The sequence below is a fragment of the Vreelandella sp. 21 genome (genome assembly GCF_050995515.1).
Lineage (GTDB): Bacteria > Pseudomonadota > Gammaproteobacteria > Pseudomonadales > Halomonadaceae > Vreelandella > Vreelandella alkaliphila.
The window spans coordinates 665,497-690,330 of record NZ_CP194673.1 but is presented as its reverse complement, the minus strand read 5'-3'; the positions used below and the strand labels follow the sequence as shown (position 1 = coordinate 690,330).

The window sequence follows — 24,834 nt, the reverse complement described above, 5'->3', positions numbered from 1 at the left end:
GGCAATGTCATTAGGTCATCGTGTTGTAATTGGTATTCCAGTTAACGTTGTCAAAGTCGCCAAGATTAATAGCCTCGAACGACGCTAGCGTGTCTGTATCAAACGCACTGTTTGAGAGTGCTTCCACACGCTGCAGCAGCGCATCATCGGCGATGTCTGGCGTATTGCCATCTCCGGCTAAGAGATACACCACGTCACCGGTTTCCAGGCCAAGTTGATCAAGCCAATCAACACCGCTTTCAAATTCAGCGGTCGTGAACACGGCGAAGGCGTCATTAACGTCTAGCGCTTGCACCTCTTCGCTGATCACAAGCCCAGTCCCCTCGCCGCGCAGTGCTGCGAACTCATCGGCGGTCAGGTCAACGCGTAACTCGTCAGCACCTGGCACATCACCGACGCGGAAGTCGGTGATGCTCATCACCTCGCCACCAGGCTGACCATCCACCGTAAAGGTTTGGGCAAGTTGATCAATGCTTCCTCCGACTTCAGCACCCGGCTGATGCTCGTAGCCATTGACCGTAAAGGCAATATTCAGATCCTGCTCATCGTCACTGTTAAGCGGGTCATCAATGACGACAATGCTTGCGGCATCATCGACTAGAAAATCAGCAGGAACCCCACCATTGCCTGCGACATTAAGGGTGTAGATATTGCTGTAGGTATCCTGCACTACCCATGAGGTTAGCGAGGAGAGAGGCACGTCGTTATTTACCGCGCCGTCCAGCAGTGTACTGGCGGTATCAAATAGCTCCTTCGCCGCGCGAACATCCAACAATCCAGCATCAAAAAATGCGCTTTGATCGGTCTCTAACGCGTAATTTTCAGGGATGCTTCCCCCGCTGATAGAGCGCTGTACCAGATCCGCTAGGGGGTAAGACACCGTTAGCCCTGTTTGGTCAAAGTTCTTTAGCTCGCTGAGCACTTCAAAATCTTGATAACCGATCTCATCAGTATTGACGCGTACACTGCTCGCCGCTAATAGTACGTCACTATCGATAGCGTCCATGAGCTGCTGGACACTATCTTCCACCACCCAGTTCAGCAACGTTTCGCGGTCCAGCTCAGCGGCATTGTTGGCACCTGCCATAATGGAGGCGACGGTGGCTAGCAGTTGCTCACCTTCCGCGACGGTTAACGAGGAGGCATCAAAAAGCTGGTCAGCCAGCACTTGGTAGCTACCCGGGCGCTCATCGGTGCTGGCAGGCAATACCTCTCCGGCATTTATTACGGCAACCGCTTCTTGTAAGGAGTAACCCACTTCCACGCTATCGAGCGTCACATTGCCTAGCGCGACAAACGCCTCGTACTGCTCGGCGCTCAGGAGCTCATCAGTTCCCAACTCCAAGCTGATAGTAGTAGCGCCCGTTACCCACGCTTCATCACTCGCCGCTAATAAATCATCCGCCTGAGCCCTGGTAATACTCCACGTTTGCAGCACTTCCACACTGACATCACGGCTGTTTAGCGCACCATCGACAATTGCCTGAACCGACTGATATCGGGCTTGTGCATCAGCAACCGTAGCAAGTGAGAAATTGGGTAGCTCACCACTGTTTGGGGAGATTTCATAGCTATTGGCAATGCTTTCAATCTGATTCAGCGTTAAGTTACTGGTTAAGATAAATCGCACGGGCGTATCGCCAAGCTCAAAATTATCTAACCGTTGTAAACGCTGTAAATCAGCAATCGCTAGAATGTCGTTATTAACTGATACCTGCTCTGCGCCAGTGATATGCAACGGGAATTCAGTGCCAGCCTGAGCCTCTAGCAAGGCAGCTGCCGTATCAACAACCGTCCATTTCAGTAGTGCATTTACTGCTGGCGTGGGCCCATTGGCATTTGCCAGTGCAGATAGCGCTTTATCCACCAACGGTTTAACGTCAGCAGCGGTGAAGGTACCCACGGACAGCTCTTCATCAGCAATGCGATAACCCACACTGTTATCGCTTGGATCTTTATTGAGACTTTCAACACCCTCTTCGTCAATGATCTCTAATGCTTCTTCTAGGGTATACAGCACTTCAATGGGGTCATCGGCATACTGATAGTTACCTAGGGTCGTCAACGACTGATATTGCGCGTAGGTGATTTGATCATCCGTAATCGTGACATTGCCAGCCAACGTTACGTGGCCCTGATTGATCGCACGAATAACGTTGTCAGCTGTGTCGCTTACCGTCCAGTCAAACAGGGTTTGAACGGTTTCATTGTTATTTTCAAGACCGTTAGCCGCTTCCAATACCGTGCGGATATTTGCCAAGGTGTCGGCGGAGTCTACGACAGTTAAGGTTTCCACCCTGGCTGTCGTGTCATCTAGCAGACTAAAACGCCCTGCTGGTGCGAGCAGATCGGCCTCTTCGGCACGCAGCGCATCGCTAATATCGGCATAGGTTACTGCGGTCGTATCACCTAAGCTAAAGTTGTTCAGCGTCGTATCCAAACGCTCATATTGTGCTGCGGTTAAGGTGGGGTTAGTGACTTGAATGGTATCCGCAAGCTGCAACCCTTCAGGGAGATTAGCCCTTAACTGCGCCTGAATATTAGTGTAGCTATCAAGCACGCTCCAGGTATAAACGCTGCCGAGGTTCGGCGCGTTTTCGGCGTTATCTAGCAGTTGGCGCACAGCGGCCAGATCATTAATAGCAGACTGTGCAGTCAATGGCTGCGGGGCAAATAACGCGCCAGTACTGATGATGTAATTAGCCACGACATCGTCGATATCGACGCTAAACGCCTGTGCTAGCGTGTACTCCACCTGCTCGTCGCCGCGCTGATACCCAGCGTTATCGCTTTCAATCGCTAACAGCGCATTGTATTCGCCGATGCTAATCGTTGGGTCGGTGACACGAAGTTCGTCAGCAAGGGCGATATGCAATGCACCTTGCTCAACGGCTAAAATCGCCTCAGCAGTATCATTAATCACCCAGTTGAATAGCTCGTCAGCGTCTAGCCCATCGGCGTTATTGGCGCCGCTTATTATGTCTTCAACACGAGCAAGCTCAGAACTAGCACCAGCAACGCTGAGCTCTCCTGGGCTGTAAACATCTGGTGCAATTTGATAGTTGTCCGCCAGTTCAATGTCGGTACTGATAGCCCCTTCTAAGGTATAGCGAACAACCGTGGCGGCCAGTTCAAAGTTTTCTAACATGGCCAAGCGTTCGTACTGGGATTGATTAATTCCTACATTGGCGACACGCACCTGATCCGCCAACATCACGTGATCTTCAGCAATATCACCAATGATAGTATTGGCGTTATCGACCACTTCCCAGCTAAACGGCAGATTTTCGCTCAGTTCAGCACTATTTTCAGCATTTTCCGCCAACTCGACGACCTGGGCATACGCGTCACGTGCGTCTTCCACGGTGACTTCGCCAGCCTCACGAATCGCCTCTAGATTGATCGCATAATTATTGAGCAGCGAATCACTATCGTCAGCAGCAATGGCGCTTGAAAGGGTGTACTCAACGGTTTCTCCGCTGCGTACGTAATTGCTCTGAAGCCCTGTTAGAGCCTCATACTGCGCCAGGGTAATCGCACCATCGCTAACGTTGACGGCATTGGCACGCAGTAAATGGGCAACATCACCTGCCTCCAAAATAGCGTCAACCGTATCAAGCACTGTCCAGTTGAAGAGTTGATCGACATTGGGCGTTTCTGGGTTCAGCGCATTCGCCAGAATGTTTTCTACGGTCGCGAGCGTATCTTCTGCTTCCAACACACTAACACTGCCCGCATTAAAGGGCGGCTGTTGGGCGATTTCGTAGTTATCGGCAAGCACGTCAGCAGCGATTGCTTGTGCCAGGGTGTAGCCTACAACGGTGTCGCCTAGCTGGAAGTTATCCAGCGTATTAAGCTGGTCAAACTCATCAACGGTTATCGCACGATCACTAATCGTGACGGGGTTAGCGCCAGCGACGTGGCCATCGTTGATATCCGCAATAATGGCACTAGCACTATCACTGACGGCCCATTGAAATAGCGTCAGTGGCGGTTGATTGTTGGCACCTTCCAAAACACGCGAAACATCGGCAAAGGCTGAAGCGGCTTGTGCGACGGTCACGGTACCGACATTAAGAGGAGCATCGAGATCAATGATGTAGTTGCTGGCCAGCGGTGCTGCATCAAGAGCTTGTGCAAGCGTATAGCCTACTTCTGTGGCACCTAGCTCGAAATTGCTCAGCGCATCGAGCTGCTTAAATTGCTCTGGCGTAATGACGGCTTCTGTGACACTGACACGGCGGGCCTCATTAAGCTGCGGGTCAGCACTGGAAGCGTTTATCACGTTGTCAAAACTATCGAGGATGGTCCAGTTCAACAACATCTCACGTGTTAAACCATCATCCCCAGTGTTCAGCGCGCGATCCGTTAACAGCCGTGTTTCATCAATAAGCTCTGCCGCTTCACGCAGGCTTAATTCATTATTAACAAACGGCGTTTCTGGATCTAACGTGTAGTTTGCGGGCATTTCTGCCGTTTTCAGCGCCTCTTCAAGCGTGTAAGGCACCACCGTGCTGCCAAGTACAAAGTTATCCAGCGTATTCAAATCTGCAAACTGGTCCGGCCGGATCGTTTCATCCGTTAGCGTAACGCGCTCAGCACCTAAAACGGCGGGGCGCTCCAAACCGCCAGTCACCAACACATCTTCGACGCTAGCGCGAATTGACCAAGTGTAAATGTCGGAAAGCTCGATAGGCGCCGTTCCAACATCGTAATCACCTGCTAAGATCTTCTCCACCAGCGCCAAGCGGTCGGCGGCAACGGTCAATCCCAACGTACCCGCAGAGAACCCCTGATCAGGGTTGATCAAGTACTGAGAGGGCAAGTCTCCTTTTTGCGCAAGATTAACCGCGGTTTGAAGCGTGAGATAAGGAAGATCAGCGCGAACATCAATCGTATTAGAAAGATCGCTGTTGGGGTTTTGAACCGCTTGTTGAGCATCGCGAAGTGGATTGCTGTCGCCGTCCCGATAAGCATCAAGATTAACGTCTGCCCCGGCGTTATCAATAGCGTCTAGCGCTTGTTTTACCTGACCGGCAATAGAAGGCAGCCCTAATGCATCAGCCATTTGCTGATTGGTCAGCTCACGCCCCGCTTCATTGGCTTGATTGAGTGCGTTGGCAAGTAGTGAAAGCGCGTCGCTACTGCTAATGCCCGCACTGTCGGCCATCGCTAGCAAGCCAGCAACCTTAACACCCGCGACAAGCAACTCAACGCTAGCGGATTGATCGCCCAGTGGATCGGTAGTCAGCAAATCAATGCGTTCATCTAATCCCAATGCAGTTTTAATGACACTTTGTGATGTGGCGTCGTTAATATCGAACTGCGCCGATAACTGAACCATCATGGTGGTCAACGGCGTGATCACCGTGGCATCTTCTGGCGCTCGCAACACCCCGTTGAACGGCAGCCCAGTGGCAATATCAACGCCACCTGTGGCCGTCAAGATACCGCTGCCCTGCAGGCCACTGAAGAAACCGCTATTGTCGGTTTCCACTTGATTAGCGTTAACGGCACGAGTAACGGTGGCACCAGCAATATAGCCATCAATCACATAGCCGCTGGTCGTAGTTGGTTCTGGTGCAGGCGGTGTTGAGGAATCACCACCTCCCCCGCCGCCGCCGCCACCTGCTGCGGCCGCACCTAACGCCAACGCCCCACCACCGAGGTAAAGCCAGGGTGGAATATCACCAAAAGAGCTAACTGGGGTGCTGCTACCGCTTGTGGCATTTGCATTACTTGGCGTGGTTTCGCTGCCGCTAACGCTAGGTGAAAAAGACGCACTAGGCACAAAGAGCAGCGTGCCAAAGTCAGTGCTTTCTGCCACACCTTGCTGCAACGCACTGCTCGGGCTGATTAACAAAAGATCACCCTGTTGAACCACGGCGCCACGCTCCACGAGTAACAGCGAGCCATCTGCGCGGGTAATCATTACATTACCATCGGGCAACAGCTCCCAGGTCTGCACATTGGGCAACTGGCTTAATGGCACAAGCAGACCGCTGTCGGCATCTAACTTTTCCATAAGCGCTGTGATGTCGACCACCACACGGCCACCTTCAAGCTCAACATCCGCAGCCGCTAGATAAATACGTTGGCCGTTATCCATTACCAATGTCAGGCTGCCATTAGGCTGGCGAATAACCTCATCAACCCCTTGCAGGTCATTAACAGCGACCATGTCATCAGCCATCGCCTGCTGAGCCATCAGCGGCAGTACTAGCGTTGCCGCCATTCCACCACGCTTCAACACTTTTTGGTTTTTCGCCATCCAACGGCGAACGAAAGCAAGGCGTGCCTGCGGATCAGTCGGTATTTCTATGCGCGCCACACCCTCTTGGGTGTCAGCGAACGCTTGCCAGTCGCCCTGGGAGCCCACTGAACTCACCCTGACGCCATTGAGCAAGTGGCCGTTCATCACACCAGGCTGGGTCGACTTAAGAATATCGACTGATGATATCGCCATTGAGCACTTCTCCACTAAAAGTTCGCAGGCGCTTGGCGCCTAATCGTTTTTATATCCAGTTGGCGTTCATCGCCCACGCGCCTGATGCACACACCGTGTGCATCAGGCGCATTAGAAAAATAGGCCTAAGTATTCCACAAAGAAGTGTTAGCCAAACCCTGAAAAAGGCTGGTTATATAGCGGTAACAGAGCATTAGACGCATCGCCACCACTGAAACGCGGTAGCACGCAATGGAATCAGCCGAAAAGAACGGCCAGATGAAAAAAGATCGTAAAAAGCAGACTTGCCCCCCTCATTAGCACTCAGCCCGCTGCGATATGCTTTTGGGGAAGCTAATGTCGGCTTTTCAATGGGAGCTGTATTCAGGAATTACTATGCACCACTGGCCAATTACCCCCGCGAGATATCATCAATCACTAACCTGATTTGATCTCGCAACCAACTCAGTCCGACATCCTTATCCGTCCATATCGCCCAATTCATAGTTACCGGTGGGAAATTAAGCGAAATCGGCATTTCACAAAATGCCAGCCCGAATAACGGTGCATACTGCACGGCAATCCTTCTAGGCACTGTTGCCACGACAGGTGCATTGCGTGCTGCAGCAAGCAGCGGCATAAAATCAGGCGCCGCTAAAATGACATTGAGCTCCATTCCCAATGCCTCCAAAGCATCACCAACACAGCCCGCGACATTTGCCGTCTGGGACAGAACAGCATGCCGTGCGCCAAGATAATCGTCACGCGATAATGGCGGAACCAATCGACAGAGATCGGCATTAAAGCAGCATGCTACGTTGGATTCGAACAGGACCTCTCCTAGATGACGAGACTGTTTACAGCCAATAGCCAAATCAATTTCGCCCGAATCCATCATCATATCCACTGTTTCGACCGTAATCGCGCGACTTAGCAGTCGAACTCCCGGTGCCGTTGATTGCAACCGATCCATCAAGGCAGGCAGCAGAACCATCTCCATTTCACCGGCAATGCCCACCCGAAAAATCCGGTCTGCTGTTTGCGGCTCAAAACTATCCGATGACTGAAGCGCATTTTGCGCCTGCGTCAAAGCTACTCGCACCGGCCCAGCCAGCGCTCGAGCTTTGGCCGTTGGCTGCATTTTCTGCCCGACACGAACGAAAAGATCGTCCTGCAATAACATCCGCAGTGTCGATAAATTATGGCTCATTGCCGACTGACCAATACGGAGTTTCTCGGCAGATTTGGTGACACTCAGCTCTTGCATCATTGCGTCAAACGCGACCATAAGATTGAGGTCGAAGGAGCGTAAATTGAAATGATCAATATTACCCATGATTGGCATCGATTTGATTGCTGACCAATGGGAATATACCTTTTCCTCATGGCGTTACAAACCGCCGGTTGAATTCTGGCCTGTTGATTGATTGAGAGAGGGTGTTTTTATGCTGTCACGCAGAGATATGCTTAAAGGTTCGCTTGCTGCTATGGCCGTTGGTGCAGCCGCCAGCACCGTTTTCATCCCATTACACGCTGCAGCCAGTGCACCGCTAGTTGGCACGCAGGCGCCAGGCTATTACCGCTTAATGGTGGGTGATGTCGAAGTCACCGCACTCTCGGATGGTACGGGCCTGTTTCCGATCGCCGACCTTTACCTGAATATCCCCCCCGAACAGGCTCGCACAGCACTTGCCAATGCGTTTCAAGGCACGCCAACCCATCTGTCAGTTAATGCCTATCTGCTGAATTTCGGTGATCGGCTGATTCTTCTGGATGCAGGGACCGGTGATCTGATGGGCCCAGCCTTGGGCAAACTGACAAACAATATCATCGCATCGGGCTATCATCCCGATCAGATCGATGATGTGGTGATTACCCACATTCACCCCGACCATGTCGGTGGACTTGTCCTGAATGGCAACAAAGTGTTTGCCAACGCGATGGTCCATGTACCAAAACTGGATGCGGAGTATTGGCTTAGTGCCGAAAATCGTGACAAGGCCCCAGACGACGCCAAGCAGTTCTTTGATCAGGCGGTCTCGTCAACCAAGCCCTATATCGACAGCGACACGCTTAGAACCTACGACACGGATATGCCAGCCATTCCAGGCGTGATTACTTCAACCCATCGTCCAGGCCATACCCCTGGTCACAGTGCCTTATGGTTTGAAAGCAAAGGCGAAAAATTCGTCTATTGGGGCGATATCACGCATGGCGATGTCATTCAATTCGACGAACCAGGCGTGGCGATTGCCTTTGATGTTGACCCGGACCAGGCTGTCATCACTCGCGAAGCGGCCTTTGCCGAAGCGGTAGCGGAGAGGTACATGGTAGCTGGTTGCCATATCGCATTCCCAGGCATCGGATACGTGGTCGAAGACAGCACGATGTTTGACTGGGTGCCCGTCAATTATCGCGCAGACGTCTGATCTATAGCCATTATTTGCCCATGCACGACAAACGATTGGACGGCGCTGGGCAATGCGGTCACTGCTAAATAATTGCGATCATGCCCTAACCACAACGGTAAACAGACACAAAAAAGAGCTTAGCGATAAATCGCTAAGCCCTTGAATTTGGTGCCGGTGGCCAGACTCGAACTGGCACACCCGTAAAGGCGGCGGATTTTGAATCCGCTGCGTCTACCAATTCCGCCACACCGGCAATGGCTGCGCATTATACGTAGATAATCTCACAGGTCAATCACATTGACTGACTTTATCTATCTAAAGCGCTATCCTATGCCGCCTGTTTGACCACTGATAAGAGCCATTTCCATGCAGCGCGCGGATTTTCATTTCGAGCTACCCGACGAGCTAATTGCTCGCTACCCTTCTGAGCAGCGCAGCGACTGCCGTTTGCTATGCGTGGATGGCCAGAGCGGCGCGCTTGAGCATCGCCGGTTTCCTGATTTACTTGAACTACTCGAACCCGGCGACTTGCTGGTATTCAATGACACGCGCGTCATTCCAGCACGCCTGCACGGCCACAAAGCTAGCGGCGGTAAAGTAGAAATGCTGCTGGAGCGCCCGTTGGATAGCCACCGTGGTTTGGCGCATATTCGTTCGAGCAAATCGCCCAAGCCAGGCACCGAGCTGATCTTTGAAGGCGACATTCATGCGGTGGTTGAAGGCCGCCGCGATGCACTGTTTGAGCTGCGCTTTTTAGGCGACACACCAATGATTGCGCTGCTTGAAAAGCACGGCCATATGCCACTGCCGCCCTATATCACCCGTGACGATGAGCTGAGTGATCGGGAACGCTATCAAACCGTGTATGCCCGCCGCGACGGTGCAGTAGCAGCGCCTACCGCGGGGCTTCACTTTGACCAACCGTTGCTGGATGCCCTGGCCGAGAAAGGCGTTAACAGTGCCTTTGTGACCTTGCACGTCGGCGCTGGCACCTTTCAGCCAGTACGCGTCGACAACATCCTTGAACACCATATGCATAGCGAGTGGATTGAGGTGTCTGAGACCGCCTGTCAACAAGTGCGTGACACTCAGGCTGCGGGGAAACGGGTCATTGCCGTCGGCACTACCAGCGTGCGCTGCTTAGAAAGCGCTTGCCTGAAAAGTAGCGACGGCCAGATCGCCCCCTACAGCGGCGACACCGATATCTTTATCTACCCTGGCTACGAATGGCGCTGTGTGGATGCTCTGATAACTAATTTCCACCTGCCCGAGTCGACCCTGTTGATGCTGGTCTCTGCATTTGCCGGCTATGACCACATGATGCGGGCATACCGCACGGCAGTTGACGAGCGCTACGCGTTCTTTAGTTATGGCGATGCCATGCTGCTGACCCGCTAAACACGATACGTCCAGCGCCTTAACCGATTATTGACGAGTTATTTAGATGCGAAACGAATGTTTTATGCGCTTTGAGCGCCTAGCCGACGATGGCCGTGCGCGCCGGGGGCGCCTGCACTTCCCCCGCGGCACTGTCGAAACCCCGGCCTTTATGCCGGTGGGTACCTACGGCACGGTGAAGGGCATGACACCAGACTCCGTGAAAGAGATTGGCGCAGAAATCATTCTCGGCAACACCTTTCACCTATGGCTGCGCCCAGGCACCGACGTAATTGAAGCCCATGGCGACTTGCATGATTTTGCCCAATGGGACAAACCTATCCTGACCGATTCCGGCGGTTTTCAGGTTTTTTCCTTAGGCGAAATGCGCAAAATTACCGAGCAAGGCGTTCACTTCCGTTCACCGGTTGATGGCAGCAAGGTGTTCATGGGGCCGGAAGAATCCATGGCCGTGCAGCGCTCACTGGGCTCTGACGTGGTGATGATCTTCGACGAGTGCACACCGTACCCAGCCACCTTTGAAGAAGCCGAAAAATCCATGGAGCTTTCGCTACGTTGGGCGAAACGCTCACGCGATGCTCATGGTAACTCACCTTCAGCGCTGTTCGGCATTATTCAAGGCGGCATGCACCCTGAACTTCGCGAACGCTCACTAAAAGGGCTGCTCGAGATTGGCTTTGATGGCTTGGCCATTGGCGGTCTGTCGGTAGGCGAACCCAAAGAAGAGATGATCAAGGTGCTTGATTATCTACCGACGTGGATGCCGGACGACACCCCTCGCTACCTGATGGGCGTTGGCAAACCAGAAGACTTGGTAGAGGGCGTACGTCGCGGTGTCGACATGTTCGATTGCGTGATGCCTACCCGTAATGCGCGCAACGGCCACCTGTTTACCTCAGAGGGTACGGTCAAGATCCGTAACGCCAAGCACCGCTTCGATACCCAACCGCTTGATGCCGAGTGTGACTGCTATACCTGTAAGAATTTCTCACGGGGCTACTTGCACCACCTGGATCGTTGTAACGAAATGCTGGGTTCCATGCTCAATACCATCCATAACTTACGCTACTACCAGCGGGTAATGGCTGATTTGCGCGCGGCAATCGAAGCGGGTACATTGACGACCTTTGTGGAAGGCTTTTATGCCCAGCGCGGCCTGCCAGTGCCTCCCCTAGCGAATTAATCGCCATCCGCCATTGGCGGGTGGTTTAATCGGTTCACCCATTGAGTTTTCTAACCCAGGAGTTCTCTGCAATGCTGGATTTCTTCATCTCACCAGCCCATGCCCAAGAAGCCGCTGCCGGCGGTGGCATCGCGCAAATTGTCATGCTGGTTGGTTTTGTGCTGATTTTTTACTTCCTGCTGTGGCGCCCCCAGGCAAAGCGCGCTAAGCAGCACAAACAGCTGGTTACTGGCTTGGCCAAAGGCGATGAAGTCGTCATCGGTGGCGGTCTTGTTGGTCGTGTTACCAAAGTTAGTGATGAGTTCCTAACGCTGGAAGTTTCTGAAGGCACCGAAGTTAACGTGCAGAAAAATGCCGTTGCTGCCGTACTTCCTAAAGGCACTATTAAGTCCATCTAACGCCTGCATCTCCCCCCTGCCGATCCAGTGCCAGCCACCCCGGCAGGGGTGACATGGTAGCCACGATGGTGAACTTTGCTGTGCGCGGTCTGTCCGTGCACAGCAATTCCGTTTGTAATTGAAGGCAGGGCTTGCATGCTCAACCGTTACCCCCTGTGGAAGTATCTGCTGATACTGGTCGTCCTGGTGGTTGGCCTTATCTATTCGCTTCCCAATTTATTCCCCGCAGATCCCGCCATCCAGGTTAGCGATGCCCAGGGCGATTCGCTGGATGAACGGCAAATATCCCGCGTTGAAGAAGCGCTCATTGATAGCGATATCGGCATTAAAGCCATTGAAGAAACGAATGGCCAATGGCTGATTCGCCTTCAGAGTGATGATGATCAGCTAGACGCCCGCGATATTGCCGCAGATGTATTGGGTAGTGACGCGACTGTCGCACTCAACCTCGCTGACGCCACCCCTGGTTGGCTGCAAGCCTTTTCCGCATCTCCCATGACACTGGGCCTCGATTTACGTGGAGGCGTGCACTTCTTACTCGAAGTAGATATGGATGCCGCCCTTACCCAGCGCTTGGAAGTGAATGCCAGCGCCATGCGTGAACTGCTACGTGGGGAGCGCATTCGCTATCGCAATACCACCATCGACGAGCGTTCACTTTCAATCGGCTTTGGCAGTGCAGAAGACCGCGATACTGCCCGGCGCTTGATTAGCCGCGACTTCCCTAATTTTGAATACAGCAATGAAGGCGATGGTCGTGCTTCCAACCTAGTCATGACGCTCAGCGACCAAACGGTCAACGAGATTCAGGACTATGCGATCAATCAAAACTTAACCACGCTACGCAACCGCGTAAACGAGCTGGGCGTCGCTGAGCCGATGGTTCAACGCCAAGGACCTAGTCAAATCGTGGTTGAACTGCCCGGCGTTCAAGATACCGTGGCTGCAAAGCGCATTGTGGGTGCAACGGCAAACCTAGAGTTTCGCCTGGAAGCTCGCAACGACACGCCTGAAACAGAAACCGAACGTCTAGAATTCCGTAACGACCCAGCACGCTCGGCAGAGCTGATGCGCGATGTCATTATTACCGGTGATAGCGTATCCAGTGCCAGCAATAGCTTTGATGAAAATGGTCGCCCACAGGTCAATATTAACTTGGACGGCACCGGCGGCACGTTAATGAACCGCGCCACGCGAACCAACATCGGTCGCAATATGGCGGTATTGTTCATTGAACATAAAAGCGAAGATCGCGTAGAAATCGACCCCGAAACGGGCGAAGAAACGATTATTCGCGAGCCCTACGTCGAACGCGGCTTGATCAGCCTTGCCACCATCCAAAGCGCACTGGGCAATAGCTTCCGCATTACCGGCTTAGACTCACCGACTGAAGCTGCTGAGCTTGCCCTTCTGCTCCGCTCTGGTTCACTGGCCGCCCCTATCTACTTTGTCCAGGAACGTACTATTGGACCAAGCCTGGGTGCCGAAAACATTGAGCGTGGCCTGCTATCGGTACAAATCGGCTTGTTACTGGTCGTGCTGTTTATGCTGGTGCGCTACAAAGTGTTTGGGGTATTTGCCAACATCGCCCTAGCGCTAAACCTAACGCTGCTCGTCGCGGTTATGTCGATGCTGGGCGCTACGTTAACACTACCAGGCATTGCCGGGATTGTGCTGACGCTGGGCATGGCAGTTGATGCCAACGTGCTGATATTCGAGCGCATACGCGAAGAATTACGCAACGGTTTGTCGATTCAGCAAGCAATCCATGCGGGCTACGAGCGCGCTTTCACTTCTATCGTGGATGCCAACATCACCACGCTGCTGGTAGCGGTGATTCTGTTCTCGATCGGTACCGGCCCAGTGAAAGGATTTGCCGTTACGCTCTCCATTGGCATTTTGACATCCATGTTCACGGCACTACTGGTAACGCGCGCCATGGTCAACCTGACCTATGGCAGCAAGCCCGTCAAAAAGCTGTGGATTTAAACACATGGATCTAAATGGCATAGATTTGAAAAGCATGGATCTGAACCACGTGCTTAGCCCAGAATTTAAGAGGTGGTAATGAAACCCCTATCACAACTGCGAATCGACTTTATGGGGCGGCGCAACCTTGCGTTTATCGTCTCTGCCTTGATGCTAATCATCTCGATTGGCGCGATTATTTTTCAGCAGCTAAATCTCGGACTGGACTTCACCGGCGGCACCCTGGTGGAAGTGCGCTACGGCGCAGTCCCTTCCTTAGACGCGATTCGCCAATTGCTCGAAGACAGTGGTTTCCAAGACGTGTCGGTGCAAACGTTTGGCGCATCAACAGAAATACTTATCCGCATTCAACAGGCGTTCGATGCGGATGTCGGTAACGACGTTGTCAGTCTGCTACGTGCCAATGGCGATAGCGTTAATCTTGTGCGGGCCGAGTTTGTCGGTGCACAGGTAGGCGACCAACTTCGCGACCAAAGCGGCTTAGGCCTTCTAGTGGCATTGGGCGTGGTGATGCTTTACGTTGCCTTCCGCTTTCAATACAAGTTTGCTCTTGGTGCCCTGCTAGCCTTGCTGCACGATGTCATCATTGTTGTTGGCGTCTTCGCGCTGTTCAAGTTGGAGTTCGATCTAACGGTTCTGGCAGCGATTTTGGCCGTTATCGGCTACTCGCTAAACGATACGATTGTTGTCTATGACCGTATCCGCGAGACTATTCGAACATCGCGTATTGATGATATGCCGCAAATCTTCAACGAAGCGATCAATGCCACCCTGTCCCGCACGCTCGCCACCTCTGGTACTACGGTGCTGGTATTGCTGGCGCTGCTGCTATTAGGCGGCGACATGATCGAGAACTTCGCTATTGCGCTGTTAATTGGCATCGTGGTGGGTACGTTCTCATCAATTTATATCTCAGGTGCGTTACTGATTCCGCTCAAGCTTTCACGGGAAGACCTTATCCCCACCAAGAAAGAGACGGATGAAGAGGAAGAAGAGCTACCGTAAACCAGCAAAAGTAATCCGCAACAAAAAGGCTCTGCCGATAAAATCGACAGAGCCTTTTTAATGCGTGGTCATCGAGCAGACTGTATCAATCGCTTTTGCCACTTACCACTTTTACGAACTTAAAAATGCGGTGCCAATTGTTTAATCAAGGCTTTGTACAGACGCGGGCCAGCGGCCATCAGTTGACCTTCAGCGTTCACTGTCGGCTTGCCGTCAGGCGTGCCCATCAACGCACCGGCCTCTTTCAGCAATAGCGTTCCCACCTGCATATCCTGCTCTTCAAGGCCCAGTACAAAAACACTGTCCACACGCCCACAGGCAAGCTCGCAAATATCCAGCAGGCCGCTGCCAGATGCCAACATGGCTTCCACTTGGGGGGCTAATTGCTGAGTAATGGTCAGGTAAGCGGGCAAATGACTTGGGCGCAACCAGGTTTCTGGCAGGCTCATCGCTATCCGCGTACCGCTAATGGCGGTAGGTTTGCTTACACGCATGCGCTTATCGTTGTGCTGAGCACCGCGGCCGCGGCTGGCGATATACTCATCGTCAGAAAACGGACAGATAATTACCGCGTGTTCGGGGCGATCTTTGACGAGACACACCACTGAGAGAGCAAAGCCCTTACCTGCCACCGCTAAATTGGAATAGCCGTGCATTGGTTCAATTTTCCAGACGATATCAGCGCCTTCGCCTTCACCCGCTTTATGAGGCGTATAGCGGCCACTGAAGCCGTGCAGGGGATACCCACGCTGCAGCTGCTGAACAATGGTGGCCTCTGCTTTGCGAGCGGTGTCTTCTAGCAAGCGGTCGAGGTTAAATTCATCGTGAGCATTTTCAATGCGTTCACGAACACGTAAAAAGTGTTCAACAGCGCCACGCGCAGCGCGCAGCGTAAATTGGACCATAGGATTCATGATCGGGCCTTGTCACAGTGATGTTAAAGAACGGAGGCAGTGGCAGGACTGCTTTGGCGTGCAATTCTAACAGAGCCCCCTCGGGCATGCTATCGACTCATGCTAAACTGCGCGTTTTCCGTACTTGATTACCGAGCCCATTATGCTTGAGCGCATCCGTATTGTTCTTATTGGCACTAGCCATCCTGGTAATATTGGCGGCGTCGCCCGCGCCATGCACAACATGGGCTTAGCAGATTTAGCCCTGGTGGCGCCGCGCTGTGAAGTGATTACCCAAGACAGCATTTCCCGCGCCTCGGGAGCCGACCACCTGCTTCATCAGGCAAAAGTCCACGCCTCTCTTGAAGACGCCGTTGCTGACTGCACGCTTGCCGTGGGCGCTAGCGCTCGTTCGCGCACGCTGCCCTGGCCAATGATTTCCCCACGCGAGCTAGCAGAGCGCTTGCCCAGCGAATGCCAGCCCGACAATGCACGTGTCGCGCTGGTGTTTGGCCGCGAGGACAGCGGCTTAACCAATGCCGAGCTGCAGCGTTGCCATGCCCACGTGCATATTCCCACCAATGCAGATTTCAGCTCGCTAAATCTGGCCGCTGCCGTTCAGGTGATTGCCTATGAGTGCCGTATGGCATGGCTAACCCAACAGGATAGCGCCACCGCTGAAGAGACGGATGATGCGCTGGCTACCCATGCCGAACTAGAGCGCTACTTTGAGCACTTGGAGCGCACGCTGATAGCCATTGAGTTTCATGACCCCGCACAGCCGCGCCAACTGATGGCGAGATTGCGTCGCCTGTACCTACGTGCTCGTCCTGAAAAAATGGAGATGAATATTCTGCGTGGCATTCTTTCGGCAACGGAAAAAGCAGCGGACCAACGGCAGCCATAGCTTGGCATGCCGGTTGAGCGGCAATGGCCTAAACTTGAAGTCACGCTCATGCGCCCCAACATCGCCTTCTTAACAACCGCTTCGCACTAACGATATTCCATAGCATTCGATACCCAGAGCATCCATGACTGCCGCCCTTTAACGCCCAAGGATCACCCATGTTTCAACGCCTGCGTGAAGACATTAATAGCGTATTCGACCGCGACCCTGCGGCACGTAACTTTCTTGAGGTGCTGACCAACTACCCTGGCCTGCACGCCCTGCTGCTGCATCGCTGCGGACACTGGCTATGGAAGAAAAACCTCAAGTGGCTAGCGCGAACGCTATCGACGTTTTCCCGCTGGCTGACCGGCATTGAGATTCACCCAGGCGCCACTATTGGCCGCCGTTTCTTTATTGATCACGGCATGGGCGTGGTGATTGGTGAAACAGCGCTAGTCGGCGATAACGTGACCCTTTATCAAGGCGTTACCTTAGGCGGCACCAGTTGGAATAAGGGTAAGCGTCACCCTACGTTAGAAGATGGCGTTATTGTTGGCGCTGGCGCTAAGATTCTTGGCCCGTTCACGGTTGGTGCGGGGGCTAAAATTGGCTCTAATGCCGTGGTAACCAAAGAAGTGCCATCCGGCGCTACGGTGGTGGGCATTCCTGGCAAAATCGTTAAACGCGCCGACCCCGATGTCGAGGAAGCGTTAGATGTCGACCCGGCTCGTCGCGAAGCGATTTGCCAAAAATTTGGCTTCGATGCTTACGGTGTTAGCCAGGACATGCCCGACCCTGTGGCACGTTCGATGCAGGCGATGCTTGATCACATGCACGCCGTGGATGAGCGCATTGAGCGTATGTGCTCGACACTGCGTCAATTGGATGCCAGCTATCGCGACGGCCAACTCCCGGCTCTGCGCGATGAAGATTTCGCCGACATTCTTGATGAAAATGACACAGGCTGCCCAGGTGTTGGCAAACACAGTTCCGAGCCAAAAGCCAACGCCGAGGCGACCGAGACAGCAGCCGCCAGTACGCAGCAAACCGCTCCTGATTCAACGGCTAACTCGCCATCTGATGCAGCGGCTGATTCAACCTCTGACTCAACGACATCGCGCAATAGTTGACCAAAGCACTCAGGATTTCCATAATGGCGTTACATTTGCCGTAAGTGCGCTGAGGTTCAGCGTCGAGGTGCCTGTCATGCGCTTGACCACTAAAGGCCGTTACGCCGTTACCGCCATGCTCGATTTGGCGATAAATACTCCCCAAGGCCCGACCAGCTTGGGGGATATTTCTCAGCGTCAGGAAATTTCGCTCTCTTATCTCGAGCAGCTATTTGCACGCCTGCGCCGAGCGGGTCTAGTTAGCAGCGTGCGTGGTCCTGGTGGCGGCTATTTGCTGGCTAAACCAGCCGAAGACATCAGCGTTTCCCAAGTGATTGATGCTGTTAATGAGACCGTGGATGCAACACGCTGCCAAGGGCTTTCAGACTGCCAACAAGGCGACACCTGCCTAACCCATCACCTGTGGTGTGATCTATCAGGGCAGATTCGCAATTTCCTTGATGACACTAGCCTTGCACAACTGATGCAGCGCCCCGATGTTATACGCATTGCCTCTCGGCAAAAGCAGCGCGTAGAAGCTGGCATTCTCGCCTCATCCCCTTAACGGCTTTCACTGCACGTTGGACTCTATGACGATGACCTCCTCCCCTTCGCTGCCGATTTATTTGGACTATGCCGCGACCACGCCGGTAGACACCCGTGTGGCCGACGTCATGCAGCGCTATTTAACCGTTGATCAGCTGTTCGCCAACCCAGCCTCGCGCAGCCACATGTTAGGCTGGCAGGCGGAACAGGTGGTAGAGCAGGCTCGCCGTCAAGTCGCCGATACGATTAACGCAGACCCACGTGAGGTGGTTTGGACCAGCGGTGCCACTGAGGCCAACAATCTAGCGCTGATCGGCTACATGCGCGCCAATCGTGAGCGCGGCATGCATCTGGTAACGTCCACCATTGAGCACAAAGCGATAGTGGATACTGCCAACGCCCTGGAAAGCGAAGGTTTTGAAGTGACGTGGCTCACGCCTGGGCGAGACGGGCGTACCACGCCAGAACAGCTGCGCGCTGCCATGCGAGACGACACGGCACTCGTGTCATTAATGGCGGTCAATAACGAATTGGGTAGCATTAATGATATTGCCGCGCTGGCAGAGATTGCCCATGAATTCGGGGCTGTTTTTCACACCGATGCAGCCCAAGCTGTAGGACGCATTCCGTTAGATGTGGTGGCGCAACAAATTGATCTAATGTCGCTGTCTGGGCATAAAGTTTATGGCCCCAAAGGCGTTGGTGCGCTTTACGTCAAACGCCATCCAGATATACGCATAGAAGCACTTATCCATGGTGGCGGCCACGAGCGGGGCATGCGCTCTGGCACACTTCCGACCCATCAAATTGCCGGCATGGGTGAAGCGTTTGCGCTAATGCAACACCATCACCAGGAAGATCAAGCCCATATCGCCCAGCTACACGCGCGCTTCCTAAAAGGGCTAGAAGATGTTGATGACGTCTTCGCCAACTCTCCGCTGGAAAATGCCGTTCCCAATATTTTAAACCTAGCATTTAAAGGGGTAGACGGTGAATCTCTATTGATGGCGCTGCGCGATGTTGCTGTGTCAACTGGGTCTGCTTGTAACTCTGCTAGCGTTGATCCTTCCTACGTTTTATTGGGAATCGGCACACCGCGCGCCCTTGCACTCTCATCGCTACGTTTTAGTTTTGGGCGTTTCACCACTGACGCCGACATTGATCATGCGCTGACACTACTGCGCCACGCGTTGAGCGGACTACGCTCAACGCGTTAAACGGCTGATGCCACTGTTGGCAATCAGCCTACCGACTTCTTGAAGGAGGACGCCCGATGGCAACTCTCAACATTACCCCCGCTGCTGCTCAGCAAATCCGTCACGTTCTCGATGAGCGTGGCCAGGGGCTTGGGCTGCGCGTTTCTGTAAAACCTAGCGGCTGCTCAGGCTATAGTTACGTACTCGACTTTGCCGATGACGTAAGCGATGACGAAATTCGCTTTGAAGAGCACGGCGCCAGCGTGTATATCGCGCCAGACGCGCTAGAAATACTCAACGGCAGTGAAGTGGACTATGTAAGCGAAGGGCTGAATCGCTTTTTCCGCTTCAACAATCCCAACGTTAAAGATGAGTGTGGCTGTGGCGAAAGCTTCACGGTCTAAACGTTTAGCGCTGCATCACCGGTATTCATCACCCCCTTGAGGCGCTATAATCGCGGCCACTCGGCAATCGGTAATGCACAGCAGCCCTGCCGACTCTTTTTTCCTGCGCCGCCTCGGCTTTCCGGGGCGGCACTTCTGCTTTATGCCTCTTAAGGAGATTCCACCATGGCAATTGAACGTACTCTTTCTATTATCAAGCCTGATGCCGTTGCTAAAAACGCGATTGGCGACATCATTTCTCGCTTTGAAAAAGCAGGCTTGAAAGTTGTTGCTGCGAAGATGGTTCATCTTTCTGAAGAAAAAGCAGGCGGTTTCTACGCCGAACATAAAGAGCGTCCTTTCTTTAAAGACCTGGTTGGCTTCATGACCTCTGGTCCGGTTGTTGTGCAGGTACTGGAAGGCGAAGGCGCTATCGCTAAAAACCGTGACCTGATGGGTGCTACTAACCCGAAAGAAGCGGCACCCGGCACTATCCGCGCTGACTTTGCGGAAACAATCGACGCAAACGCTGTCCATGGTTCTGATTCTCCGGAAAGCGCTGAGCGCGAAATTAGCTACTTCTTCGGTAACGACGAAATTTGCCCGCGCTAAACCAAGCGTGCCGCCGATTCAACATCCGTTGCCGGCCATTTTCGCGGGGGCTATGCCCCCGCCTTTTCTCTGAACGCTGACCGCCATGACCACTACCGTAGCTCAACATACGCCTACCTCTATCTCCTCGACCGAAAGCGAACCTGCCGCCACTAACGCGCCAGAGCGCCAGAACCTGCTGGGCATGTCTCGCGAGCAGATGGAGGACTTCTTTTTGTCGATTGGCGAAAAGAAGTTTCGCGCTGCCCAGCTAATGAAGTGGATTCACCAGGAAGGTAGCGATGATTTTGCTGCCATGACGAATCTATCCAAACCGCTGCGAGAAAAACTGGCTCGGCTGGCTGAGATTCGTGGCCCTGGCGTCGTCTATGAAGGCACTTCCAGCGACGGCACACGCAAGTGGGTCCTGGAAGTAGAAGATGGCAGCTATGTAGAAACGGTGCTGATTCCTGCGGAAAACGGCAAACGCCGAACGCTATGCGTCTCTTCACAGGTAGGCTGCTCGTTAGACTGCAGTTTTTGCTCAACGGGCAAACAAGGCTTCCAGCGCAACCTGACCGCTGCCGAAATCATCGGCCAGGTTTGGGTCGCCCAGCGTAGCGTAGGCCCGCGCCGCGATACCGCTAATCGTCCGGTGACTAACGTAGTCATGATGGGCATGGGTGAGCCGCTGCTCAACTTTGATAACGTCGTGCCAGCAATGAAGCTGATGCTCGACGACAATGGCTATGGACTTTCCAAACGCCGCGTCACGCTTTCCACATCCGGCGTTGTGCCGATGATAGATAAGCTTGGCGATGAGATCGACGTAAGCTTAGCCATTTCGTTGCACGCTTCTACTGATGAGCTACGCAACGAGCTGGTACCGATTAACCGTAAATATAATATCCGCGCGCTTCTGGATGCCTGCCACCGTTATCTATCCAAATGCCCGGATAACCGTCAGGTGACTATCGAATATACGCTCATTAGAGATGTGAATGATCAGCAGGAGCATGCTGAGCAACTGGCGGCGCTGTTAAAAGAGCTACCCTGTAAAATCAACCTGATACCGTTCAACCCGTTCCCTAATTCAGGCTACGAAAAGCCCTCACGTAACCAAGTGATGCGCTTTCAGCAATGGCTATACGACCTGGGTTATAACGCCACCGTACGCATCACGCGGGGCGATGATATCGACGCTGCTTGTGGCCAACTGGTAGGAAAGGTGAAAGACCGCACTAAGCGAAGTGCACGCTATATTCAGTCCGTACAGCTTGACGCAGACTAAACCGTTGTTATCTTGACTTCCATCGAGCGCGGCGCTTTGATGGACACATTTTCAAACCGCCACACACGCAAATGTTGTCACATAACAACGCGTCAAATCACTGCAAAATGGTTGTTATAAGAGGGTGTACATGATCAGTCACCGCTGGCGCTTTTACCCACCCCGGGTTCACATGCTGTGCGTGCTAGTAAGCAGCATGTTGTTAGCTGGCTGTGCCACGTCAGGCAGCACGTCTTCTCAGGCTGACGATGACGCTGCAGACGCTTACACCCAACTAGGAGTTGCTTACCTAGAACGCGACAACCTAACCCGTGCGCTCAGCGCGCTTGATCGTGCGCTTGAAATTAATCCACGCAATGCCGAGGCACTTCAGGCGCTTGCGCTGGTCTATCAACAGCAGAGTGAAAATGAGCTTGCAAATCACTATTTTCAGCAAGCGATTAACACAGCACCTTCTTTGACACGTGCGCGTAATAATTACGCGGCGTTTTTATATCAGCAGGGGCAGTTCAACGCCGCTTGCGAACAGTTAGAAATAGCATCTCACGATGCCCAATATGCCAATCGTGCCCAGCTATTTACTAACCTAGGGCAGTGCTATTTGGCAGCCGATGACATTGATGAAGCGCGCAAACGCTTATTGCGCGCAGTGAGCATTGATCCACGTAGCCTGCGTGGATATTTATTATTAGCCGAACTTGAAGTTTCACAGGGCAATTATGGTCAAGCCTGGGAGCCGCTGCAGCGCTACTTGCAGCTGGCCGGGCAAAATCCAGTCGCGTTGGAAATGGCGATCGATATCGCCCACGCCCGTGGTGATCACGCTGCGGCTGCGAACTACCAGCGCTTATTGAATATTGACTAACGGTGCCCTGACCACCTAATTATTGAAGGATGCTCAGCTATGAGCGATACACAATCACACGATAATGTTACGACCTCTAGCCCAACTGCAACACCTGGCGAGCTTCTCTCACGCCAACGCGAAGCACTCGGCGTACCGCTTACCGATGCCGCACGGGCGCTTAATTTACGCCCAGCGGTCGTTGATGGTTTAGAACAAGATAACTACGAAGAAATCCCTGTTGCCGCTTATCGCCGAGGCTATTTACGTGCTTATGCAAAATACCTGGGCATGGATGATCGTCTAGTACTTGAGGCCTACCAAGCTAACCATGGGGGTACAGAGACAGATCGTCGGGTGGCTCCAGTGTCAGTCACCCGGCCACCATCCCGTATTGGCGCTTGGTTATTTAAGCTAGTCACCCTGCTAGTGATTGTTGCCTTGATTGCCGTCACGGTCATGTGGTGGCAAAGCCGTGGCGGCAGCGAACCCCCCAGCATGGGAAGTAACCCTTCTGTAGAAGATGAGGGTGGTTCCATGGGTACGCCAGCCGACAATGCAACACCGACTGAACAAACGCTGGTTGCCACACCTCAGCTTCCTAGCACCGCAACGGCACAACAAACCGGCACAGCCGAGGGAGTCGATGAGGGAGCGGCTAACGCCGCAACGGCTGCCATTGAGTCGGCATCTGAGCCGTCTACGTCTTCCGAAGGGGCAGAAGCTGCTGAGCTCACCTCTGCAGATACAGCTGAACAAGCGGACGCCGCCACTGACAGTGAAGACAACACAGCTGAAACAGCGCCCGCAACAAACCCGAACCTGCTTGAACTTACGTTTAACGAGCAGTCGTGGACTGAAATTTTTGATGCCAATAACCAACGGGTGTTCGTTGGTCTGCAAACGCCTGGCACCACAGCAAGTGTTGAGGGCGAACCGCCTTTTCGTTTAACTATCGGCAATGCCACCGGCGTAGAGCTGCGCTATGAAGGCGAGGCCGTTAACCTTGTCCAACGCGCCGGTGCCAATAATGTTGCCCGCTTTACCCTGGGAGAGTGACCCGTCTTATGCACGCACCTTCTCCGATTAAACGCCGCTTCTCGCGTCAAATTCACGTTGGCAATGTGGCCGTAGGTGGTGATGCACCTATTGCTGTTCAGAGCATGACCAACACAAATACGCTGGATGTCGATGCCACCGTGGCACAAATTCAGCAGTTGGAAAAAGCGGGAGCCGATATTGTCCGCGTTTCAGTACCCGATATGGACGCCGCTGAAAGTTTTGGCAAAATTAAGCAGCGTGTCGATGTCCCACTGGTGGCAGACATTCATTTTGACTACAAAATTGCCCTGCGTGTCGCCGAACTAGGTGTCGACTGCTTGCGTATTAACCCAGGTAACATTGGCCGCGAAGATCGCGTACGCGCGGTTGTTAATGCTGCCCGCGATAACGGCATACCGATTCGTATTGGCGTCAATGCCGGGTCGCTGGAAAAAGACCTACAGAAAAAGTATGGCGAGCCTACTCCCGCAGCGTTAGTGGAGTCGGCCATGCGCCATATTGATTACCTGGATCGTCTTGATTTCCAGGAATTTAAAGTCAGCGTCAAAGCCTCAGATGTGTTTATGGCGGTAGCAGCGTACCGCGACCTGGCTACCCGTATCGAGCAGCCACTCCATCTAGGCATTACCGAAGCCGGCGGCCTGCGCTCTGGTACGGTGAAGTCATCGATTGGCCTTGGCATGCTGCTAATGGATGGCATTGGCGACACGATTCGCGTATCGCTCGCCGCCGACCCGGTAGAAGAAATTAAAGTCGGCTTTGACATGCTTAAAAGCCTGCGACTGCGGGCCAAAGGCATTAATTTTATTGCCTGCCCCAGCTGCTCACGGCAGAATTTTGATGTTATCAGCACCATGAACCAGCTAGAAGAGCGGCTTGAAGACGTCATGACCCCGCTGGACGTATCGGTGATTGGTTGCGTCGTTAATGGCCCAGGTGAAGCGAAAGAAACCGATATTGGCCTAACCGGCGGCTCTCCTGCCAACTTGGTGTACATCGATGGCAAACCTGCTAGCAAGCTGCGTAATGACCACTTGGTAGATGACCTTGAAAAGCTGATCCGTGAGAAAGTACGCCAAAAACAGCAGCAAGAAGACGACATGATTGCGCGCAGCGTTTAAAAAAGCCGAGCAAGTGATACCCAACCTGGAGGCGGGCATAACCTTTTCCCCGTCCCCAGCGTTGTCTCCCATACAAGGAG

General features: G+C 53.2%; 19 protein-coding genes and 1 tRNA gene. 16 read left to right on the top strand and 4 right to left on the bottom strand.

Annotated features, from left to right (window positions below):
• Positions 1-10 precede the first annotated feature (10 nt).
• The gene (locus tag ACN06F_RS03195; RefSeq protein ID WP_433924643.1) at positions 11-6,466 is read right to left on the bottom strand and encodes a calcium-binding protein; all 6,456 of its coding nucleotides are present in this window, start codon (positions 6,464-6,466) and stop codon (positions 11-13) included.
• Between the two features lie 391 nt (positions 6,467-6,857).
• Positions 6,858-7,781: a LysR family transcriptional regulator gene (locus ACN06F_RS03190; RefSeq protein ID WP_176472059.1), complete on the bottom strand. Its 924-nt coding sequence runs from the start codon at positions 7,779-7,781 to the stop codon at positions 6,858-6,860.
• 109 nt (positions 7,782-7,890) lie between these two features.
• Between ACN06F_RS03190 and ACN06F_RS03185 the strand changes: the two genes are divergently transcribed.
• The gene (locus tag ACN06F_RS03185; protein WP_433924642.1) at positions 7,891-8,874 is read left to right on the top strand and encodes an MBL fold metallo-hydrolase; all 984 of its coding nucleotides are present in this window, start codon (positions 7,891-7,893) and stop codon (positions 8,872-8,874) included.
• Between the two features lie 148 nt (positions 8,875-9,022).
• Here ACN06F_RS03185 and ACN06F_RS03180 read toward each other — a convergent pair.
• A tRNA-Leu gene (locus ACN06F_RS03180) sits at positions 9,023-9,109 on the bottom strand.
• A 113-nt stretch (positions 9,110-9,222) separates the two neighbouring features.
• Between ACN06F_RS03180 and queA the strand changes: the two genes are divergently transcribed.
• The 5 genes from queA (at position 9,223) to secF (ending at position 14,829) form a co-directional block, all read left to right on the top strand.
• Positions 9,223-10,254, top strand: coding sequence for a tRNA preQ1(34) S-adenosylmethionine ribosyltransferase-isomerase QueA (queA, locus tag ACN06F_RS03175; protein WP_038481492.1), 1,032 nt, complete (start codon positions 9,223-9,225; stop codon positions 10,252-10,254).
• Between the two features lie 64 nt (positions 10,255-10,318).
• Positions 10,319-11,437, top strand: a complete 1,119-nt coding sequence (gene tgt, locus ACN06F_RS03170) for a tRNA guanosine(34) transglycosylase Tgt (RefSeq protein WP_038481489.1) — start codon at positions 10,319-10,321, stop codon at positions 11,435-11,437.
• Positions 11,438-11,508: 71 nt separating this feature from the next.
• Complete coding sequence (gene yajC, locus ACN06F_RS03165) at positions 11,509-11,835, top strand: preprotein translocase subunit YajC (RefSeq protein WP_038481485.1); 327 nt, start codon at positions 11,509-11,511, stop codon at positions 11,833-11,835.
• Positions 11,836-11,970: 135 nt separating this feature from the next.
• Complete coding sequence (gene secD / locus ACN06F_RS03160) at positions 11,971-13,824, top strand: protein translocase subunit SecD (RefSeq protein ID WP_433924641.1); 1,854 nt, start codon at positions 11,971-11,973, stop codon at positions 13,822-13,824.
• Positions 13,825-13,902: 78 nt separating this feature from the next.
• On the top strand, positions 13,903-14,829 hold the full coding sequence (gene secF / locus ACN06F_RS03155) for a protein translocase subunit SecF (protein ID WP_038481479.1): 927 nt from the start codon (positions 13,903-13,905) through the stop codon (positions 14,827-14,829).
• A 119-nt stretch (positions 14,830-14,948) separates the two neighbouring features.
• On the opposite strand, the gene ACN06F_RS03150 is transcribed toward secF, so the two are convergent.
• The gene (locus tag ACN06F_RS03150; protein WP_038481476.1) at positions 14,949-15,743 is read right to left on the bottom strand and encodes an inositol monophosphatase family protein; all 795 of its coding nucleotides are present in this window, start codon (positions 15,741-15,743) and stop codon (positions 14,949-14,951) included.
• A 142-nt stretch (positions 15,744-15,885) separates the two neighbouring features.
• On the opposite strand from ACN06F_RS03150, the gene trmJ reads away from it, so the two are divergent.
• From trmJ to ispG, 10 genes are all read left to right on the top strand, one after another.
• The gene (gene trmJ, locus ACN06F_RS03145) at positions 15,886-16,629 is read left to right on the top strand and encodes a tRNA (cytosine(32)/uridine(32)-2'-O)-methyltransferase TrmJ (RefSeq protein WP_433924640.1); all 744 of its coding nucleotides are present in this window, start codon (positions 15,886-15,888) and stop codon (positions 16,627-16,629) included.
• A 158-nt stretch (positions 16,630-16,787) separates the two neighbouring features.
• Positions 16,788-17,741: a serine O-acetyltransferase gene (cysE, locus tag ACN06F_RS03140; RefSeq protein ID WP_433924639.1), complete on the top strand. Its 954-nt coding sequence runs from the start codon at positions 16,788-16,790 to the stop codon at positions 17,739-17,741.
• Between the two features lie 76 nt (positions 17,742-17,817).
• On the top strand, positions 17,818-18,285 hold the full coding sequence (gene iscR / locus ACN06F_RS03135) for a Fe-S cluster assembly transcriptional regulator IscR (protein WP_038481467.1): 468 nt from the start codon (positions 17,818-17,820) through the stop codon (positions 18,283-18,285).
• Positions 18,286-18,316: 31 nt separating this feature from the next.
• Positions 18,317-19,483: an aminotransferase class V-fold PLP-dependent enzyme gene (locus ACN06F_RS03130; protein WP_038481464.1), complete on the top strand. Its 1,167-nt coding sequence runs from the start codon at positions 18,317-18,319 to the stop codon at positions 19,481-19,483.
• Between the two features lie 56 nt (positions 19,484-19,539).
• Positions 19,540-19,866 carry a HesB/IscA family protein gene (locus tag ACN06F_RS03125; RefSeq protein ID WP_038481461.1) on the top strand — a complete coding sequence of 109 codons (327 nt, stop codon included), beginning with the start codon at positions 19,540-19,542 and terminating at the stop codon, positions 19,864-19,866.
• Between the two features lie 165 nt (positions 19,867-20,031).
• Positions 20,032-20,457 (top strand): nucleoside-diphosphate kinase, encoded by a 426-nt coding sequence (ndk, locus tag ACN06F_RS03120; protein ID WP_038481458.1) that lies wholly within the window; start codon positions 20,032-20,034, stop codon positions 20,455-20,457.
• 85 nt (positions 20,458-20,542) lie between these two features.
• Positions 20,543-21,727 carry a 23S rRNA (adenine(2503)-C(2))-methyltransferase RlmN gene (rlmN, locus tag ACN06F_RS03115; RefSeq protein ID WP_038481455.1) on the top strand — a complete coding sequence of 395 codons (1,185 nt, stop codon included), beginning with the start codon at positions 20,543-20,545 and terminating at the stop codon, positions 21,725-21,727.
• 130 nt (positions 21,728-21,857) lie between these two features.
• Positions 21,858-22,592 carry a type IV pilus biogenesis/stability protein PilW gene (gene pilW / locus ACN06F_RS03110; RefSeq protein ID WP_253486756.1) on the top strand — a complete coding sequence of 245 codons (735 nt, stop codon included), beginning with the start codon at positions 21,858-21,860 and terminating at the stop codon, positions 22,590-22,592.
• Positions 22,593-22,631: 39 nt separating this feature from the next.
• Positions 22,632-23,630, top strand: coding sequence for a RodZ domain-containing protein (locus tag ACN06F_RS03105; RefSeq protein ID WP_253486748.1), 999 nt, complete (start codon positions 22,632-22,634; stop codon positions 23,628-23,630).
• 8 nt (positions 23,631-23,638) lie between these two features.
• A complete protein-coding gene (ispG, locus tag ACN06F_RS03100) occupies positions 23,639-24,754 on the top strand; it encodes a flavodoxin-dependent (E)-4-hydroxy-3-methylbut-2-enyl-diphosphate synthase (protein WP_030069523.1) in 1,116 nt (371 codons plus the stop codon).
• Positions 24,755-24,834: the final 80 nt, after the last annotated feature.

Coding starts and splice junctions, on each gene's coding strand:
- ispG (WP_030069523.1), top strand. CDS start 23,639: ATGCACGCACCTTCTCCGATTAAACGCCGCTTCTCGCGTCAAATTCAC.
- ACN06F_RS03185 (WP_433924642.1), top strand. CDS start 7,891: ATGCTGTCACGCAGAGATATGCTTAAAGGTTCGCTTGCTGCTATGGCC.
- cysE (WP_433924639.1), top strand. CDS start 16,788: ATGTTTCAACGCCTGCGTGAAGACATTAATAGCGTATTCGACCGCGAC.
- pilW (WP_253486756.1), top strand. CDS start 21,858: ATGATCAGTCACCGCTGGCGCTTTTACCCACCCCGGGTTCACATGCTG.
- yajC (WP_038481485.1), top strand. CDS start 11,509: ATGCTGGATTTCTTCATCTCACCAGCCCATGCCCAAGAAGCCGCTGCC.
- ACN06F_RS03195 (WP_433924643.1), bottom strand. CDS start 6,466: ATGGCGATATCATCAGTCGATATTCTTAAGTCGACCCAGCCTGGTGTG.
- trmJ (WP_433924640.1), top strand. CDS start 15,886: ATGCTTGAGCGCATCCGTATTGTTCTTATTGGCACTAGCCATCCTGGT.
- ACN06F_RS03125 (WP_038481461.1), top strand. CDS start 19,540: ATGGCAACTCTCAACATTACCCCCGCTGCTGCTCAGCAAATCCGTCAC.
- ACN06F_RS03105 (WP_253486748.1), top strand. CDS start 22,632: ATGAGCGATACACAATCACACGATAATGTTACGACCTCTAGCCCAACT.
- secF (WP_038481479.1), top strand. CDS start 13,903: ATGAAACCCCTATCACAACTGCGAATCGACTTTATGGGGCGGCGCAAC.
- ACN06F_RS03150 (WP_038481476.1), bottom strand. CDS start 15,743: ATGAATCCTATGGTCCAATTTACGCTGCGCGCTGCGCGTGGCGCTGTT.
- ACN06F_RS03130 (WP_038481464.1), top strand. CDS start 18,317: ATGACCTCCTCCCCTTCGCTGCCGATTTATTTGGACTATGCCGCGACC.
- queA (WP_038481492.1), top strand. CDS start 9,223: ATGCAGCGCGCGGATTTTCATTTCGAGCTACCCGACGAGCTAATTGCT.
- secD (WP_433924641.1), top strand. CDS start 11,971: ATGCTCAACCGTTACCCCCTGTGGAAGTATCTGCTGATACTGGTCGTC.
- iscR (WP_038481467.1), top strand. CDS start 17,818: ATGCGCTTGACCACTAAAGGCCGTTACGCCGTTACCGCCATGCTCGAT.
- tgt (WP_038481489.1), top strand. CDS start 10,319: ATGCGCTTTGAGCGCCTAGCCGACGATGGCCGTGCGCGCCGGGGGCGC.
- ndk (WP_038481458.1), top strand. CDS start 20,032: ATGGCAATTGAACGTACTCTTTCTATTATCAAGCCTGATGCCGTTGCT.
- ACN06F_RS03190 (WP_176472059.1), bottom strand. CDS start 7,781: ATGGGTAATATTGATCATTTCAATTTACGCTCCTTCGACCTCAATCTT.
- rlmN (WP_038481455.1), top strand. CDS start 20,543: ATGACCACTACCGTAGCTCAACATACGCCTACCTCTATCTCCTCGACC.